Here is a 17,645-nt window from a genome sequence, read left to right on the forward strand (position 1 = left end):
CGGCCCGCGTACCGCCTCCGGGCGGCCCGCGCGCACCGAAGTGACCTGCGAGCACGGAACATGATCATCGATATGACCGGCGCCACCCCGTCGGGGACCGGGCAGACCGCCTGCTCGAAGTCCCTGCACACCCCGCTGCGGGACTTTCTGCGCACCGAGACGGGCAGCGCGCTCGTGCTGGTCGTCACGGTGCTCGCCGCGCTGGTGTGGGCCGGTTTCGCGCCGGGCGTGTACGAGGGCGCCTGGACGACACGGCTGTCGGTCAGCGCGGGTTCCGCCGGGCTCGGCCTCGACCTGCGCGGCTGGATCAACAGCGGCCTGATGGCCCTGTTCTTCTTCGTGGTCGGCCTGGAGGCACGCCGCGAGTTCGACATGGGCGAGCTGCGCGAGCGGCGCCGGCTCGCCCTGCCCCTGGCCGCGGGCGTCACCGGGATGGCCGTACCCATCCTCATCTTCCTGGCCTTCGCCGGCGGCGACGGCGCCGGTCACGGATGGGGCGCGGCGATGTCCACGGACACCGCGTTCGCCCTCGGGACCCTGGCCCTGCTGGGGCGGCGCCTGCCGTCGGCGTTGCGGACCTTTCTGCTGACCGTGTCCGTGGTCGACGACTTCGTCGCCCTCGCGGTCATCGCCTTCGCCTACAGCGGCAGCATCTCCTGGCCGGCGCTCCTCGCCGCCGCGGCCGTCTTCGCCGTGGTGCTGCTCCTGCGCAGGGCGGGCGTACGCAACGGCGTGGTCTACGCGGTCGGCGCGGTCTGTGTCTGGGTGGCGCTGCTGGAATCGGGCATCGATCCCGTCGTCACCGGGCTGGCGTTCGGTCTGCTCACCTACGCCTACCCCGCCTCGCGCAGTGAGCTGGAGCGGGCCACCGGACTGTTCCGGCTCTTCCGGGAACAGCCCACCCCGGAGCTGGAGCGGAACCTGCGCCAGGGTCTCGCCGCGGCGATCTCGCCGAACGAGCGGCTCCAGCAGCTGTTCCACCCATGGACCAGCTACGTCGTCGTACCCCTGTTCGCCCTGGCCAACGCCGGGATCCACGTGAGCTGGAACGGCCTCGTCGAGAGCCTGGGCTCACCGGTCACCCTCGGCATCCTGATCGCGTACGTCGCCGGCAAGCCCCTGGGCATCTTCCTGGCCGAGTTCGTCCTCACCCGCGCGAGCCGCGGCCGGCTGCGCCCGCAGGTCGGCTGGGGCTCGGTGCTCGCCGGCGGCACCGCGGCAGGGGTCGGCTTCACCGTCTCCCTGCTGATCGCCACGCTCGCCTTCACCGGCCGGGAACTGACCCAGGCCAAGGTCGCCGTGCTCGCCACCGTGCCGGTCTCCCTCGTGCTGACCTGGGTGGTCACCGGCCTCGTCCACGCGCTGCCGCACATCGGCCGCTCCAGGGCACTGCTCGGGACGGCCGAGGGCATCACCGACCTCGCCGTGCCCGTGGACCGGGACCGCGACCATGTGCGCGGCCCACGCGACGCCTCGGTCACCGTGGTCGAGTACGGCGACTTCGAGTGCCCCTACTGCGGACTGGCCGAGCCCGCCCTGCGCGACCTGCTCGCCGACGCCGGTGACGTGAGCTACGTCTGGCGCCATCTGCCGCTGCACGACGTGCACCCCCACGCCCAGCTGGCCGCCGAGGCCACGGAGGCGGCGGCCCGGCAGGACGCCTTCTGGCCCATGCACGACGTCCTCCTCACGCACCAGGGCGCCCTGCGCATCTCCGACCTGCTGCGCTACGCCGAGGAACTGGGGCTGGACACCGACCGCTTCGAACGCGACCTGCGCACCCACGCGGGAGCCGCCCGGGTGGCCGAGGACGTCGAGTCCGCCGACCTGAGCGGGGTCGCGGGGACACCGACCTTCTTCGTCAACGGCCGGGTCTACCGCGGCCCCTACGACCTGAGCGGTCTCGCCGAGGCGGTCCGCGCCGCCCGCGAACGCGCCGCCCTCACCACCGGCTGACCCCGCACCGCGGGACACCGGTCGTACCGGTGCGGGCCGCGGCAGCGTCCTCGGACATCGGACCGACCCGCGGTGTCCCGGGGGACAACCCTTCGCCTCCTGGTGAGTCGAACAGTGCGGCGCTGTACGGATCTTGGTCCGCATCGCGCCCCACCGTTCCGTCCGACGACCGGAGTCGACATGCCTCAGCCCCGCCCCCTCCAGCGCCGCCCGCTTCGCCGGGGCGCACTGACGCTCGCCACCGGTGTCGCCCTGGCGCTCGGCAGTTGCCTCCTTTCCGTGCTGCCCGCCCAGGCCGCCACGGCCACGGCGGCCGGCGCCACCGCCCCGAGCGGCAAGCACCTGCACGACGACTACAACGGCGACGGCTTCCCCGACGTCGCGATCGGCGCCCCGGACACCGCGCTCGGCGCCCGGCGGAACGCCGGTGCGATCACCGTGCTGTACGGCTCGGCCAAGGGGCTGTCGAAGTCCGGCCGGCAGGTGCTGACCTGGTCGAGCCGGACGTCCGCCGCGTCGCCGCAGACCAAGTACGGCTCCACGCTGCGCAGCGCGGACCTCGACCAGGACGGCTACGCCGACCTGCTGTCCACCGTGTCCTGGACACCGCCCGGTGGCCGGGCCGGCACTGCGATCGTGGTCGACTGGGGCGGCCCCAAGGGGCTTTCGGCCGAACCGACGCTGCTGCCGTCGGCGCCGGACGGCCCCCCGGTCGAGGACTTCGCGGTCGCCGACGTGGACGGCGACGGGCACCCCGACGTGGTGCAGGTCGGCATCCGCACCACCGCCACGCCCCAGGACGGCTCCGTGCTGCACGGGCCGTTCACCCGGACCGCCTCCGCCGGCAGCCGGACCACGTACTTCGACGTCGACCCGGACCGGTACCTGTGGTCCCGGTCGCTCGCGGCCGGCGACGTGAACGGCGACGGCATCGCCGACATCGCCGTACGCACCTCCGACCCCGAGGAGCCGGACTCGCGCGGTGTCGCCCTGCTCCTCGGCGGCCGGGACGGCTTCACCCGCAAGGGCGAACTGAAGGACACCCAGGGCCACCGCGTCGGCGGCGAGGAGGTCGCGATCGGCGACCTGAACAAGGACCACTACGCCGACATCGTCGTCGGCCACCACGACGACCGCTACGACAGCGACCTCGAACTGCCCACCGTGGGTGGGGCGGTCGCCGTCGTCTACGGCGGCGCGGCCGGCACCTCCACCACGCTGAAGCCGGTGTGGATCAACCAGGACACGCCCGGTGTCCCCGGCGCGGGCGAGCGGGGCGACGGCATGGGCACGGGGGTGTCGATCGGCGACACCGACGGGGACGGCTACGCCGACGTGGCCACGGGTGTGCCCGGCGAGACCTACGACGGCATCGCCCGGGCGGGCACCGTGCTGGTGCTGCGCGGCGGAGCGAAGGGCCTGACGGGCACGGGGGCCAGGTCGTTCGGCCAGAACACCTCCGGCGTGCCCGGCGTCGCGGAGAAGGACGACAGGTTCGGCACCTCGACGGCCCTGGTGGACGCGGACGGCGACAGGAAGGCCGAGTTCGTCGTGGGCGACCCCGCGGAGAACGGCTCCGACGGCGCCGTGTGGGTGTTCCCCGGCACGTCCGCGACCGGATCCTTCTCGTTCGGCGCGGCCACGGTCGGCCTGCCCGCCTCCAAGAGCGGCTTCGGGGCGACGCTGGGCGGCTGAGCGGGGCGGACCCTGGCGGCCGGCCGCCTCGCTCGGCCGCCTCCGCTCGGCTGCCTCCGCGCGGTGGCGGCCGAGCGGAGGCGGTGCGCCGGCGGACCGGCGCCACAGCAAGATCATGCCGACGTGACAGCAACTTGGAGCATGGCCCTGCGCAACCCGGCGAACCTAGGTTTGAACTCACGTTTCGCCGCTGACCGGCGGTTCGTTGAGATGGAGGATTCCATGAAGTTCCCCTGGCGCTCCCGTATCGCCCTCGGTGTCGCCGCGGGTGCCGCGGCGGTCATCGTGCCGCTGACCGCCCCCGCGGCCTCCGCCGCCACCAGCCCCTACGGCCCCGGGTGGGTGCTGGTCGGCGGTGAGAACTTCTCCGGCGGCTACTGGCAGTGCATCGACGAGATGACGGCCTGGGTCAAGCAGACTCCGAAGTACGACATGGTCGGTTGCAACGCCGACCCGCAGCCCGGCATGCCCAACTTCTACGACGAGTGGATGCATCTCGCCAAGTGACGGCGCGGTGAGGCAGGAGAAGTCCGACCCCCCGAGGCATCTCGGGGGGTTTCGCTCTGTCCGGGGACGGCCGGCCACGCGGAATGGGGCTCTGCGGTCGCCCACCGGGAAACCGCCGGAAAAGGGTGGGAAATTGAGGCCGTCTGCTCATCACGTATACCCGCGACCGGTTTTGTCAAGACGCGGGATTGCGCGCAGTTGAGCTCTTTGAGACGTGTTCCGAAGTCCTGTCGCCGATAGGGTTTTACCTGATCGCGATCCCCAAGTGCCAGGCAGGGGAAAGCGCGCGATCACCGAATCACCGAGGAGTGTCTGTGCTCAGGAAAACTCTTGTCTCGGCAGTGCTCGCAGCGAGCGCCATGGCCGGTGTGGGACTCACCGCGGGCGCCGCGTCCGCCGCTTCGCACACCGCCGGCGGGATCATCAACGTCAACATCCCCGCCGGGGTCTACCCGTCGAACGGAGCCTGTTTCGACGCGGGCAACGCCGGTCTGTCCCAGGGGCGGTGGATAGCCTTCAGGTGCGAGCGCCTCGGTGACGGCCAGAGCGAACTGTGGGTCGGCGTCTAGGTCCGACGCCCGGTGACCGTCCATCTGTGCGACGGGCAGTTCCTGGAGTTCCCACACGTGCACGAGGAGTGTCAGTGCCTTTGATCAAGAAGTTCTTCGTCCCGGTGGCTCTCACCGCGAGCCTCCTCGGAGGCGTCGGGCTCACCGCCGGCACCGCGTCCGCCGACGCGGGGCCCGTCGGCACCATCGGGAACCCGGGCGGCCCCGGCAGCCTTCCGGCCGGGGTCTATCCCTCGGCCGCCGCCTGCAGCTCGGCCGGCACCACCGGTGTCTCGCAGGGCCGCTGGAAGTACTGGGGCTGCACCTCCCTCGGTGGGGGCCAGTACGAACTGTGGGTCGTCGCCTGACCCCACCCCCCATACCGACGCGCCGGATCCCCCGGCGCGTCACGCCGGCGCGCCGAGACTGTTCCTGGCGCGCCATGCCGGCGCGCCGACCTCCCCCGCGGCGCGCCGGCTCCCGGCCGTGCGCAGGCCGGTCCGCCGGTCAGGCGGCGGTGACGTCCAGCAGAAGGCCGAAGGCGTGATCCGCCTCGCGGAGCACCGCCGCCGCGTCAGGGCCGCCCAGGCGCCAGGCCGTCCGGTAGCAGGCGATGGTCAACTGGGCGGCGAGGACGGCGGTGGCCGTCGGGGTGCCGTGGTCGGTCAGGTGCTTCTCGAGGAGTTCGGCGTAGTGCCGCGTCTTGCGGGTGTGGCGGTCCTCGAGCTCGGGGTGCTGCGTGACCAGACGGTGGTAGACCGCGTGATGACCGGGATTGCGGGCGGCCTCGGCGCAGATCACGCGCAGCAGCCGACGCGCTGTGGCCAGTGCCCGCGCGAGATCCCGGAGCGGCTCGGCGGGCGTGTCGTCCATGGCCGCGGTGAGCGCGTGCAGGAAGTCGTCCTCGGTGGAGAAGACGACTTCCTGCTTGTCGCCGAAGTAGCGGAAGAAGGTGGTGCGGCCGATCTCGGCCCGCTGCGCGATCTCGTCCACGGTGACGACATCGAACCCGCGCTCCATGAAGAGCGCGAAGGCCGTCTCGATGATCCGTTCCCGGGTCTGACGGCGTTTGCGGTCCCGCAACGACTCCACCGGAACCTTGTTCGCGCTCATTCGGCCAGGATATCCGCCCGTTCCGTACGGCGGTCGGCGTCGACGAGGCGGCCGGCCTCGCGCCACAGCTCCTCCTCGCGGGCCTCGGCGTACGACTCCGGCGACGACGGCACGGCGCGGCCGCGATCGAGGTAGGACCCGGTCGGCGCGGTCGGCCCCGCCAGGACGGTCCGGGCGAGCAGCGCGCCCGCCTGCTGTGCCGTCATGCCCCGGCCGAGGCGTCGCTGAAGCTGGAAGAACCCGTTGAGCACGCCCCGCACGGGCCCCGGGGCGTGGCGGAAGAAATCGGTGCCCGCGACGAGCGCCGGGTTGTACGAGTAGACGCCGACGCCTTCGGGCAGACGGCGGGCCAGCGCGTGCGTCAGGTGGATGACACCGAGCTTGCTGGTCGCGTACGCCCGCCCGGCCTGGCGCGCGCCACCGGCGCGGGGCGTGGCCAGTCGTTCCGGCGCCTCCCAGCGCGGCGGCGGAGTGGCGCCGAGCGTATGGCGGAACTGCCCGAAGTGGCAGTCGCTGGAGGTGAGCACGATCCAGCCCGGAGCGGCGAACCGGGGCAGCAGCTCCCTGACGAGCAGGTAGTGGGACAGCACATTGACCCCGAAGGTCATCTCGTACCCGTCCGCGGTGTGCAGGTCGGTCGTGGTGACCGTCAGGCCCGCGTTTCCGAGGTAGCCACCGAGCGGCGGCAGGTACCCGGTGTCGAGACCGCGCAGGATCTCGTCCGCCGCCCGCTTGACCTCGGCGAGCGAAGCGAGGTCGCAGTCCACGCCGGTGACGGCGGAAATGCCGGTGGCCCGCACGAGTTCGGCGGCGAGGCCTTCGCTGTCGCGGCGGGCGAGCACGACGTAGTGGTCCTGCGGCCGTTCCTGGATCAGTAACTCGACGGTCTCGCGGCCGAAACCGCGGGTCACGCCGGTCAACACGATGGTCCGGCTGTCCATGGGGACTCCTTGGTATCGAGTTCCAAGTGGTACTCAGTACCATAACACCCGGGCCCGGGCCCGGCCCCGGCCCGGCGCCCGGGGCCGGGCTCACCGGCGATCTCCGCCGATCGTGAATGACGTATGAGGGGCATGGCTGTTCCTGCCGCTCGGGTGTCCGGAGAGAGTCGGCATCAGGGGTGCGGCTCCGCCGTGGCCAGGGCTTCCGCGGACGTGCCACGGCGGAGCGGTCGTCCGGCCGTCGGTCCACCGGCCGGCGCTCCACAGCAAGATCCATGCGCTGCTTGGGCAATCTCAAGCATGGCTACGCCTGTCGGCGGGTCCTACCTTTCAGGTGTGACATGCAGTTGCATCGGTGCGGGAGCGTGTACGACCTGTCCCGGGCGCCGCCCTCTCGGCCCCGATCCGGGCGGTCGCGCGGCCCGGACGGTCCAGGGGTGACGCGGCGCGGATGAGCTGCGGTCCCCTCGGTGCCCCTCAAGGAGGCGGCGGCGCCGGAGTGTTCAGCAACGGCCGCACGCCCAAGCCGTGTTGTGCGTGAGCGGACCGTCGCCGGGCGCCATGGCCCGGCCGTCGCGGATGTGCCGCCCGTTCGCCGCGCGAGGGGCCGTACCCGGCACCCGGGACAGCGGACCCGTCGCCCGTTCCCGCCGGTCCCGCGTCACAACGTCCGGGCGACATCGATCGACCTGACTCGGGGCGGGCCTTCTCGGGAGGCGCGCCCCGCGGATCAAGAATTGCAGAGGCCTGATGTCCCACACACTCACGATCGCGGTCGTCGAGCACCACAGCCTGGTCCGCCGGGGGATGGCGAGCCTGCTCTCCGGACTCCCTTCGGCCGAACTGGCCGCGGTGGTCGCCGAACCCGCCGACCTCGACCCGGCGCTCCCGCGCCTGGATGTCGTGGTGCTCGGGCCGTCACCCGACAGCGAGCGTTCCCTGGAAGCCGTGGTCGGCCAACTGGCCCGGTGCGGCCGGGTGCTGGTCGTCGCCGACTTCACCCGCCCATTGGTCGCCACCGCCCTGCGGGCCGGCGCCTTCGGCTGCGTCACCCGGGACGGCGGGGACGATGAGCTGATCCACGCGGTCACCACCGTGGCGCGCGGCGGAGTGCACATCTCTCCGGTGCTCACCGCCCGGCTGCACGCCGAGCTGCGGACGCCGGCGATGTCGACGCCCGCGCTGCTGGCCCACCGCGAGGTCGAGACGCTGCGCCTGGTGGCGGCGGGACTGACACACCGCCAGATAGCACGCCGTATGGGGCTCACGGAGGCCACCGTGAGCACGTATGTGAAGCGGATACGCAACAAGCTCGCCGTGGGGAACAAGGCGGACCTGACCAGGAAGGCCATCGAACTCGGCCTCGAACCCGGGGATTCCCACGTCCTGCCCGACGGACGGCCCGGACGTGACCGTGTGTAGTCCGTCCGGCCCCCGCGAGATGCGGGTCCGCCGGCCTCCCGGGCGGGGCGGTGCCGGACCCGCCGCCTCACAGGCTCCGGCCCAGGTCCAAGAACCAGTCGAACGCACCGAACGTGCCCACGGCCATGGCGACCGCGGCGCCGCCCAGCACCGAGGCCAGGCCGGCCGGCCATCCGGGACGGATCCTCGGCGGACGTTCCGGGCGGGACGTCAGATGCCGCAGCCCGTAGCCGATCATGCCGACCGCGGCCACACAGGCCACCGCCGGGGCCTGCCACCCCGACCGGCCGAGGCCCCCGGAGCCGATGACCAGCAGCATGCACAGCGCGGCGGCGCCGGCCGCGGCGATCGGGACTCCCTCGACGAGCCGGTTCGCCTCCCCGGCGCGCAGCAGCAGAGCCACTCCGAGACAGGCCGCCAGCCCCGTGCCGTAGGGGGAACCGGACGCGGCCGCCATCACCAGTGCCGTCGTCAGCACCGCGGCCAGTACGCACGTCCATCCCATGAGCACCGTGCCGGCGACGTGCATCGCCTCGGCCACCCGGTCCTCGTCGTGAACCTCCCCGGCCGGGGTGCGAAGCGCCTCGTCGCGCCGGTAGACGTAGGCGACCAGGCCGCTCGACACGGGCGCGGTGCAGGTCAGCAGGACGAACGCGACCGCCGCGACGACCGAGGCCGACTGGGTGCCGTTCGCGCCGAGCAGCGCGAGCACGCTCCCCACGACCGCCGCCGCGAGAGCGGCGGCCAGTACCGCGCAGGTGGTCACACCGAACGCCGCGACATACGCCAGCACCGCACCGACCAGGGCGCCCAACAGCATTGCGCCCACGGTGAGTCCGCGCGGGGTCAGGAGTCCGACCGCTCCGCCCGGGAGTCCGGCGGCGCCCAGCGTGCGGCCGGCGAGCGCCAGCAACGGGACCGAGGTCAGGGCGATCGTCTGGCGCAGCCACCACGGCACCGCCCACCGTCGTTCGCCGGCCGCCCAGGCCAGCCCGGGCAGCAACAGCCCGGTGCTGACCGCGAGATCGGTCAGCACACCCGCGCCGAAGCGGCCGCTCGCGCCGATCACCGTGAGCGCGGCGACCAGCCAGCCCAGTCCGAGGGCGGTCATCGTGGTCACCCGGGTCCGCACGTCCCAGGGGCGGTCGAGGGCCCCCTCGGCCAGCTCGGCGACGCGTTCGGCCACGTCGTACACCACCGGCTCGTCGAACTCTCCGGCGGCCGCGTCCCGCAGGTGGAGCACCTGGCCGTCGACGATGCCCAACTCGGCCAGCGAACGCTCCGGGGCGAACGCGCCACCGACGGTGCCGGCCAGGGACCAGGCGGACGGCATGACCTCGTCGTCCTGTTCGTGGCAGAGCCTGGCAAGGGCGTCGACATAGCTGACGATCGGCGCGTGGGAGGGCACTGCCAGGTCGACCTGGCGGCGCGCGCCCACAACGGTGATGCGGCAATGCTCATCCACGAAGAACGCGTCCCTTGAAGTACACAGTGAGGCGTGAGTCATTCTGCGGCCGATTCGATGTGCCGACGAGTACCCATTTCTGATGTCCCCTTTAAAGTCCCCGCGAATTCGACGCCTTGGACACCGGAAGGGAATTCCCGCATCATCGGATCGCGCTACTCTGACGGGACGGCACCGGGCCGGCTTCGACAGCCAGGAATTCGACGCCCGACCACACCAAGTGGCGGCAGTGGCCTCGGCACGCAAGGAACGGCACCGGCGCAGCGGCGCATCATGACACCTTGGCGGTGAAAGAATCATGACGACTCACGTCGAACATCCCCCTTCCCAGCCCCCAGGCGACGGCACGACCGTCGGCGGCGTCCACTACAGGGTCACCCCTGAGTACCTGTCCAGCGCCAGGAGCGACACGTACACCACGGCGGACACCATCCGTGAGCAACTTGCCGAGCTGAAGAGCTACGTCACCTCCCTGGAGAGCACCTGGGGCGGTGTGGCCCACGACACGTTCAACGTCCTCATGCAGGAATGGAACGTCTATGCCGCGATGCTGCACGACGCTCTCACCGACATCGGCAAGGGCCTCGACGGCACGTACGTCAACTACATCGGCTCCGAGGAGCAGAACATCAAGACCCTGCAAGGGCTCGGTGCCGATCTCACGGCCCCTCCCGTCGGGAACTTCGACTGACGGACAGGGCGTGTACCGCCCCGGCACCGACCGATCGTCACCGACCCACCGAGAGGTTCGCAGATGAGCACCACGCCCAGCTCCTCCGTCGACGGCGCACAGATCTTCGTCGGCCAGTCGCTCGGCTCCGCCGGCACGCAGATCCAGGCCAAGGCCCAGGCCATCGCGGACGAACTGACCGCGCTCCGAGCCAAACTGGCACCGCTCCAGGAAGCCTGGCGCGAGAGCCAGGCCGCGGACTACTACCAGGGTCTGCAGAGCGAATGGGACCTCGCCGCGAACGGACTCCTCGGCCCGGACGGCATCCTGGGCCAGATCGCCCACGCCATGCACCTCAACTGGGCCAACTACACGGAAGCCGAAGGGGCCAACATCCAGACGTGGCGGCACTGAACGCGTCGCTCCCCGAGGCCGTACTGAACGCGTCGCTCACCAGGACCGTCGTCCCGCTCCGGCGGTGGCGAGGCCGCGAGCGCCGGCCCGGCCGTTCCACGGACATCCCCTCCACTTGAAAGGACCGTGCGCGAGCATGAACGACGAGGACTGGCGCGGCTTCGCCTCCGCCTTCCACCGGGCGGTCCGGCCCGACGCCAGGCCGGGGCAGGCCGTCGGAAGGGTGCTGGCGACCGGTGTCGCGGCCGTGGCCGTGGTGACCCTCGGCGCTCTCCTCGACGGTGCCCTCGGGGGCGGCCGGGCCATCGCGGAGCCGGGAGACGTCAAGCCGATCGCGACGCCGTCCCGCCCGGCCCCCGGTGCCCAGCAGGCCGGCCGCACCTGGACCGCGGTGGCCGGTCCCGGCTGCGCCTCGGACCGGAGCAGCAGCTTCACCGCGTACGGGTACTACACGGGGACCAACAGCGACCAGACCACCGGCTGGACCGGCTCGGACCACGGCGGCTACAGCGGCGGCAGCTGTACCGGGGGATACCTGTCCATCCCGGTGTCCGGCAAGGCCGGCTCCTACGACGAACCCCGTTTCGCCCTCTGGCGTTTCGACTTCGGCGACACCTTCACCAGCGCCTCCTGCACGCTCGACACCTACATCCCGCGGAACTCCGACCGCCAGTACGTGGGCGGGGACCCGGCGTACTACTACTACTTCCAGACCGACTACTCCTACGGTTCGGCCGCCTCTCCGCTCGGCGGCTATCTGGTCTCCCAGGTCTCCCGGCCGGGCCAGTGGGTCACCGGGAAGGCCTTCAAGGTCCGGACCGGGCTGGTGACCGTCAAACTGGTGGACGCCGGCGCCCACGACTCCGCCAAGGCCGCGAACGCCCATGTCGCCGCCGCACAGGTGCGGATCACCTGCAACGCCGTATGAGCGCGGGCACGGCAGCCGGACACCTGTTCCTCGCGGCGGGTGCCGGGTGAAGGGCGGGCTGCGTGTCGGCGCGCGCGGATGGGGCGGCCACCGCACCGTCATGGCCGCGGTACGGGCCGCCGAGCCCGGGGCGCTCATCTCGATCCAGCCCGGCACCTACGCCGAGAACGTGGTCCTGGACCGGGACGTCACCCTGGTCGCCGAGAAGGGCCCGGGCTCGGTGCGTCTCGTCGGTGCCCGCGGTCCGACGCTCACCGTCGTCGCGCCCGGGGGAGTGGTCCGCGACCTGGTGATCGACAACGCCGACGGGGATCCCTCCGTCACCGTCACTTCCGGGACGACGGTCTTCGAGGGGTGCGAGATCAGCGGCGGCCCGGTCCGGGTCACCGGCACGGCGGCTCCGGTGCTGCGGGAGTGCCGGCTGCACCACACCGGCGACGTCGGCGCCTACCTCGGCGGGAGCAGCGCCGCGGTGCTGGAGCGGACCGAGATAGCCGACGTGGGCTCGGCAGGCGTCCACATCGACCACGGTGCCGCCCCCGAGCTGAGACAGCTGACCGTGACCAGGGCCCAGGGACACGGCCTGCGGTGGAGCGGCTCCTCCCGCGGCGTCGCGGAGGAGTGCCGGATCACCGGGACCGGCGAGGCCGCCGTCGCGGTGGACGGCGCGGCCACGCCCCTGCTGCGGGCGTGCCGGATCGGCGAGAGCTCCACCGCGGGCGTGGTCGTCACCGGCCGGGCGGGAACCGGCCCGGGAGCCGGCGCGAACCGCCCTGCCGACGACCTCGGGGACGGGGACGAGGACACCGGGGCGGACGGCGCGTCCGGTGTCGTCCTCCGCGACTGCGAGATCGCGCGGACGGCACGCGACGGCGTCCACGTGACAGGGCAGGCGGTCGCTTCCCTGGTGGACTGCACGATCAGCGAGGCGCGGGCCGCCGGTGTGGTGGTCGGCGGCGAGGGCCGGCTCCGGCTGGACCGGACCACCATCACCGACACCGCCGACTCCGGGATCGCCGCGGGCGGCAGCGCCCGGGTCGATGTCCGGGGCGGGGCAGTGCGGCGCGCCTCGGCCAACGGCGTGTACGTCTGCGAGTCGGCCCGGCTCGCTCTCACCGGCTGCGAGGTCGGCGACACCACCTTCACCGCGGTCCACGCGGGAGGACGCGCCACCGTGACCATCCGGGACTGCGGCCTGCGCGGCTCCCGGGAGCACGGGGTGCGCGCGGCCGAGGACGTCCTGCTCACCGTGTCGGACACGACGATCGAGGACGCCGGGCTGTCCGGTCTCGCGGTCGACGGCGCCGACCTGTCCGCGCGCCGCTGCCGGATCGCCGACGTGGGGACCGGGATCAGCCTCAGCACCGAGCACCGGCCGCTGATCGACGGCTGCGAGGTGACCGGGACCACGGGCCCCGGCCTCGACATCGCCGCCGGCACCGCCGCCCTGGTCGTGGACACGAGCGTCACCGGCACCGGAGCGGCCGGTGTCCTCGTCAGGGAACGCTCCGCCGTGTGGCTCACCGACTGCTCCATCACCGACACCAAGGGCACCGGCCTGGTGGTGCAGGAGCGCGCGACACCCCGGGTGCGCGGACTGACCGTCGCCCGCACCGGCAAGAACGGCCTGTACATCGCCGACCGTGCCGCGGGGCGCTACGAGTACTGCGACGTCAGCGCCACCGGTTACCCGGCGCTGTACGTGGGCGCCCGCGCCACCCCGCTGCTGCGCGGCTGCCTCATCCACGACACCGACGAGGCGTTCAGATGTGACGACGAGGCGGACCCGGTGTTCGAGGCGTGCCGGGCCGAGGACGTCAAGGAAGGCGGCCTGCCGGACGGCGCCGGCGAGGAGGCGCGCCGAGGGGCTGGGCGACTCTCCTCCGGTACACGGACCCTGGCGGCCGGCACCGCGGCCCCCGGGCCCGGAGCCTCGTCGGCCGGGCCGGACGAGCCCTCGCCCGCCGAGGCGGCGGAGAACCTGTCCGAGGTACTGAGCGAACTGGACGCCCTGGTCGGTCTGGACGGGGTGAAGCAGGACGTCAGCACGATGGTCAAGGTGATGCGGATGGTCCGGCAGCGCACGGAGGCCGGACTCGCGTCACCGCCGCTCAGCCGGCACCTGGTCTTCGCGGGCAACAGCGGTACCGGCAAGACCACCGTGGCCCGGCTCTACGGCCGCATCCTGGCCGCGGTCGGCCTGCTGTCCCGCGGTCACCTGGTGGAGGCGGACCGCGGCGCCCTGGTCGGCGAGTACGTCGGTCACACGGCTCCGAAGACCACGGCCGTCTTCCGCCGCGCGTCGGGCGGTGTGCTGTTCATCGACGAGGCGTACGCGCTGACACCGAGCGGCCAGGGCGCGGACTACGGACGGGAGGCGGTGGCCACCCTCGTCAAACTGATGGAGGACCACCGGGACGACGTGGTGGTCATCGTCGCCGGCTACCCGGACGAGATGGAACGGTTCATCGGGGTCAACCCCGGGCTGGCCTCCCGCTTCACCCGCACCCTCGTCTTCGAGGACTACGACGACGCGGAGCTGGTGCGGATCGTCGAATGGCAGGCCCGGCAGCACGAGTACGAACTGGCCGGCACGACCAGTGCGGCGTTGCTCGACCACTTCGCCTCACTGACGCGCGACGACCGGTTCGGCAACGGCCGCACCGCCCGGCAGACCTTCCAGCGGATGACCGAGAACCACGCCAAGCGGGTCGTGGAGATGACCGAACCGAGCACGGAGAACCTGGTCACGCTGCTGCCGGAGGACCTGCCGGGCAGACTCGGGTGAGTGGCCCGGACCTCCTCGGCCGGCGGCCGGCGCGGGGCCTTGCGGGCCTCACCCGTCGACGAAGGCCGAGGCGTTGTCCATCGTGGCGTACGCCTGACCGCTGTTGTTGAGCAGCGCCGGGAACTGCCCCATCGCCACGGAGGTGTTGCCGATGGCGTTGAGGAGGTTTTTCATCTTCGGGATGATCGAGTCGGCGAACGCCTGCGACTCGCCGTCGTACTTGCTCGGGTTGAACGTCTCGTTGTGCGGCATCAGTTGCGACTGCGCGTCGGTGGTGACGGCGACGCCGTACGTGCCGGCCTTCTGGCCGAAGAAGTTCTCCTCCTCCGCTCGCGAGACCTGCTCCTTCAGCGCGTCGAATTCGCCGATGACCGCGGAGCAGGCGTCCAGGCACAGCTGCTCGGCCGTGCGCAGGGCGGCGAGCTGGACGCGGAAGGCGCCGCTCTCCAGCGCGGACGACGACCCCTCCGTGCCCTTCGACCGGGGAGTCGGCAGGAAATCGGGCGCCTGGGTGTAACTCATGTGCAGAGTCGGCACGTTGCCGCTCAGCTCCGGAGGCGTCTTGTCCTTGTCGTCATCGGACGCGTCTGTCTCCGGCGTTCCCCCGTACACGCTCGTGTAGTCGGCTGCGGCCTTCTTCTGTTCGCCGTTCTTGCCGTCGATCGTGGGCACCCAGGGAGTCGCCTGGTACGCGGACTTCTCGGGATGGACGTCCTTGCCCAGGGCTTCGCTGTCCGACATCGTCGCACGATCCTCTCCGAGAGCGCCCAGACGCTCGACGAGACCTGCGGCGGTCCGAGCAACGCCATTTCCCGCACCCGGCCGCCTCTGATGATCCGTCCGATTCTGTCGCCCGGCGCACCGGCCGTCGATGTCCCCGTTTCTGGATATGGCCATCGCCCCTAAGTGGGCCTACTGCCGTTCAGGCCGGGATCCCTAGGGTTGAAGGGCATCGTGAGTGACGTGAGAGCGGAGCTGGGCTGTGACGGCATCGACGTCGGGGACTTCGGGCGATCAGCAGTTCTACAAGCCCGTCGACGTCCGGACCGTGGACGGTCACCAGGTGCTCGGACTCGACGGTGCGGACGGGTCCTTCCTCTCGGAGGACGGGACGGTCTACGTCTCCCCGCAGGGGAAGGTCATGCACGGTCTGACCGCTCCCGACGGCACCTTCCTGCCGAACGGTGAGTCGCGGGTCATCGACGGCCGGACCGTGTGGGGTTCGGTGGGGGACGACGGGTCGTTCCTGTCGGAGGACGGCAAGACGTATGTGACTCCTGACGGCAGGGTGGAGCACGGCCGGCTTTCGCCGGACGGTCATTTTCTGGTGTCGAAGGTCGTCGGCGGGCAGACGCTGTGGGGGAGCGAGACGAAGGACGGCGGCTTCCTGTCCGAGGACGGAAAGACGTACGTCGATCCGTCCGGGAAGGCGGAGCACGGTCTGACCGCTCCTGACGGGTCTTTCCTGCCGAATGGTGAGTCGCGGGTCATCGACGGCCGGACCGTGTGGGGTTCGGTGGGGGACGACGGATCGTTCCTGTCGGAGGACGGCAAGACGTATGTCACTCCTGACGGGAAGGTGGAGCACGGGAAGCTCTCGCCGGACGGTCACTTCCTGGTCTCGAAGGCCGTCGGCGGGCAGACGCTGTGGGGCAGCGAGACCAAGGACGGCGGCTTCCTCACCGAGGACGGAAGGACGTACGTCGATCCGTCGGGGAAAACCCTGCACGGGCTGACGGCCCCCGACGGTGTTTTCCTGCCGAACGGTGAGTCGCGGGTCATCGACGGCCGGACCGTGTGGGGTTCCGTGGGGGACGACGGATCGTTCCTGTCGGAGGACGGGAAGATCTACGTGACGTCCGACGGGAAGGTGGAGCACGGGAAGCTCTCGCCGGACGGTCACTTCCTGGTGCCGAAGGCCGTCGGCGGGCAGACGCTGTGGGGGAGCGAGACCAAGGACGGCGGCTTCCTGTCCGAGGACGGAAAGACGTACGTCGATCCGTCGGGAAAGGTGGAGCACGGGCTCACCACACCGGACGGGCAGTTCATCAAGGGCGGCACGACGCAAACCATGCCGGACGGATCGACCGCCTACGGCTCCATGGCCGGCGACGACTTCGTCACCTCCGACGGTCGCACCGTCGTTCTGGACAACGGCACCGAACTGCACGGGCACACCGACCCGTCCACCGGCATCTTCACCACCGACCGGGGAGACACCTACTTCGTCGGCGACAAGGGTGTCACCCACGGCAAGTTCAGACCCGCGGACGGCGCGTTCGTACTGGACGGGGACAAGGGCGTGGTGATGACCCCGCATTCCTGGAAGGTCGACCTCCAGAAGATGCGGGACGTCATCTCCGCCGTCCGCGGCAAACGATGGTCCATCCGCGACGCCCACGACATCGTGAGGTCGAACTACGCCGTCGTGGCCCACGCCTGGTCCTCGCCGGCCGGTGACACGTTCTCCGATGTACGCGCCCAGGTGCAGACGGCGATGTCCGACCTCGAGGACCTCATCGGGAACCTGGTCGACCGGCTCGGAGCCACCTACGACACCTATGTGAAGACCGAACTGGCCAACACCGAGAACGTTTCCCAGTAGCCCAGGAGCCGTGATGTCCTCCCTTCCCGCCAACTGGGACTCGGCCACGATCGACGTCGATCCGAAGACCCTGCACACCGCGTACCTGGCCGTGCTGCACGCGGTCGGCGACATCGGCGACGATCTCAACGCCATCACCGACCAGTTGAACCAGTTGCTTGTCTCGTGGACCGGTGACTCGTCGAGCGCGGCGAAGGAAGCGCAGGACTTCAACGACAGGTGGACCGACGTCTGGACCCGGCTGTACGGCACGAAGGACAACCCGGAGAAGGGGGTTCTCAACCGGCTCGTCGCCGGGATCGAGACGGCTGCCGTCACCTACAGCCGGGGCGAGCGGGGCGTCTCCGACGCCTGGAGCCGCTGGCAGGCAGCCCTGGAAGGCATGAACGTCGACGACTGGGGACTCGGGCCGGACGACGACGTCGCGGACGCCCTCCCGAAGCACACACCACCGCAGTCGCCGGCGAGCGACTACACGCAGGCGCCGCCCGAGGAGAACACGGTGAAGGACGAGGTCCAGGTCCAGGGCGACGGCAAGGGCGGCGAGACCCACACCACCGCGATCGAGCAAGAGTTCTGAGGCCGGACGGACC

17 protein-coding genes are annotated in these 17,645 nt (G+C 71.4%); 13 read left to right on the forward strand and 4 right to left on the reverse strand.

Features of this window, described 5'->3' with window-relative positions; translation table 11 throughout:
• Window positions 1–72: 72 nt before the first annotated feature.
• The 5 genes from nhaA to ACIPRD_RS07990 all read left to right on the forward strand — a co-directional run bounded on the left by nhaA (window position 73) and on the right by ACIPRD_RS07990 (window position 5,074).
• Window positions 73–1,956 (forward strand): Na+/H+ antiporter NhaA, encoded by a 1,884-nt coding sequence (gene nhaA, locus ACIPRD_RS07970; RefSeq protein WP_401561030.1) that lies wholly within the window; start codon window positions 73–75, stop codon window positions 1,954–1,956.
• Between the two features lie 180 nt (window positions 1,957–2,136).
• On the forward strand, window positions 2,137–3,651 hold the full coding sequence (locus tag ACIPRD_RS07975) for an FG-GAP and VCBS repeat-containing protein (RefSeq protein ID WP_401561033.1): 1,515 nt from the start codon (window positions 2,137–2,139) through the stop codon (window positions 3,649–3,651).
• A gap of 222 nt (window positions 3,652–3,873) precedes the next feature.
• The gene (locus ACIPRD_RS07980; protein WP_401561035.1) at window positions 3,874–4,158 is read left to right on the forward strand and encodes a hypothetical protein; all 285 of its coding nucleotides are present in this window, start codon (window positions 3,874–3,876) and stop codon (window positions 4,156–4,158) included.
• A 341-nt stretch (window positions 4,159–4,499) separates the two neighbouring features.
• Complete coding sequence (locus tag ACIPRD_RS07985) at window positions 4,500–4,727, forward strand: hypothetical protein (RefSeq protein ID WP_401561038.1); 228 nt, start codon at window positions 4,500–4,502, stop codon at window positions 4,725–4,727.
• A gap of 74 nt (window positions 4,728–4,801) precedes the next feature.
• A complete protein-coding gene (locus ACIPRD_RS07990) occupies window positions 4,802–5,074 on the forward strand; it encodes a hypothetical protein (protein WP_401561040.1) in 273 nt (90 codons plus the stop codon).
• Window positions 5,075–5,213: 139 nt separating this feature from the next.
• On the opposite strand, the gene ACIPRD_RS07995 is transcribed toward ACIPRD_RS07990, so the two are convergent.
• Together ACIPRD_RS07995 and ACIPRD_RS08000 are read right to left on the reverse strand one after the other, a co-directional pair.
• Entirely contained in the window at window positions 5,214–5,819 is a 606-nt protein-coding gene (locus ACIPRD_RS07995) for a TetR family transcriptional regulator (RefSeq protein ID WP_356408302.1), read from the reverse strand.
• Window positions 5,816–6,760, reverse strand: coding sequence for an SDR family NAD(P)-dependent oxidoreductase (locus ACIPRD_RS08000; RefSeq protein ID WP_401561043.1), 945 nt, complete (start codon window positions 6,758–6,760; stop codon window positions 5,816–5,818). Before ACIPRD_RS08000 ends, ACIPRD_RS07995 begins: the two co-directional genes overlap by 4 nt.
• Before the next feature lie 750 nt (window positions 6,761–7,510).
• Between ACIPRD_RS08000 and ACIPRD_RS08005 the strand changes: the two genes are divergently transcribed.
• Window positions 7,511–8,182, forward strand: a complete 672-nt coding sequence (locus ACIPRD_RS08005) for a LuxR C-terminal-related transcriptional regulator (RefSeq protein ID WP_401561046.1) — start codon at window positions 7,511–7,513, stop codon at window positions 8,180–8,182.
• 67 nt (window positions 8,183–8,249) lie between these two features.
• Here ACIPRD_RS08005 and ACIPRD_RS08010 read toward each other — a convergent pair whose 3' ends face one another.
• Window positions 8,250–9,647, reverse strand: a complete 1,398-nt coding sequence (locus tag ACIPRD_RS08010) for an EsaB/YukD family protein (protein ID WP_401561049.1) — start codon at window positions 9,645–9,647, stop codon at window positions 8,250–8,252.
• 298 nt (window positions 9,648–9,945) lie between these two features.
• Between ACIPRD_RS08010 and ACIPRD_RS08015 the strand changes: the two genes are divergently transcribed.
• From ACIPRD_RS08015 to ACIPRD_RS08035, 5 genes are all read left to right on the forward strand, one after another.
• The gene (locus ACIPRD_RS08015) at window positions 9,946–10,338 is read left to right on the forward strand and encodes a WXG100 family type VII secretion target (protein ID WP_401561052.1); all 393 of its coding nucleotides are present in this window, start codon (window positions 9,946–9,948) and stop codon (window positions 10,336–10,338) included.
• Between the two features lie 63 nt (window positions 10,339–10,401).
• Window positions 10,402–10,731 carry a WXG100 family type VII secretion target gene (locus tag ACIPRD_RS08020; RefSeq protein ID WP_401561054.1) on the forward strand — a complete coding sequence of 110 codons (330 nt, stop codon included), beginning with the start codon at window positions 10,402–10,404 and terminating at the stop codon, window positions 10,729–10,731.
• Entirely contained in the window at window positions 10,719–10,850 is a 132-nt protein-coding gene (locus ACIPRD_RS08025) for a hypothetical protein (protein WP_401561056.1), read from the forward strand. The genes ACIPRD_RS08020 and ACIPRD_RS08025 overlap by 13 nt, the downstream gene beginning before the upstream one ends.
• Before the next feature lie 17 nt (window positions 10,851–10,867).
• On the forward strand, window positions 10,868–11,659 hold the full coding sequence (locus ACIPRD_RS08030; RefSeq protein ID WP_401561059.1) for a hypothetical protein: 792 nt from the start codon (window positions 10,868–10,870) through the stop codon (window positions 11,657–11,659).
• Between the two features lie 100 nt (window positions 11,660–11,759).
• Window positions 11,760–14,447, forward strand: a complete 2,688-nt coding sequence (locus ACIPRD_RS08035) for a right-handed parallel beta-helix repeat-containing protein (protein WP_401561061.1) — start codon at window positions 11,760–11,762, stop codon at window positions 14,445–14,447.
• A gap of 48 nt (window positions 14,448–14,495) precedes the next feature.
• Here ACIPRD_RS08035 and ACIPRD_RS08040 read toward each other — a convergent pair whose 3' ends face one another.
• Window positions 14,496–15,188: a hypothetical protein gene (locus tag ACIPRD_RS08040; protein ID WP_401561063.1), complete on the reverse strand. Its 693-nt coding sequence runs from the start codon at window positions 15,186–15,188 to the stop codon at window positions 14,496–14,498.
• Between the two features lie 241 nt (window positions 15,189–15,429).
• Here ACIPRD_RS08040 and ACIPRD_RS08045 point away from each other — a divergent pair, with 241 nt between their 5' ends.
• Entirely contained in the window at window positions 15,430–17,052 is a 1,623-nt protein-coding gene (locus tag ACIPRD_RS08045; RefSeq protein ID WP_401561066.1) for a WXG100 family type VII secretion target, read from the forward strand.
• 13 nt (window positions 17,053–17,065) lie between these two features.
• Window positions 17,066–17,632 (forward strand): WXG100 family type VII secretion target, encoded by a 567-nt coding sequence (locus ACIPRD_RS08050; protein ID WP_401561068.1) that lies wholly within the window; start codon window positions 17,066–17,068, stop codon window positions 17,630–17,632.
• Window positions 17,633–17,645 lie beyond the last annotated feature (13 nt).

This window comes from Streptomyces sp. NPDC090108 (genome assembly GCF_044747185.1).
Lineage (GTDB): Bacteria > Actinomycetota > Actinomycetes > Streptomycetales > Streptomycetaceae > Streptomyces.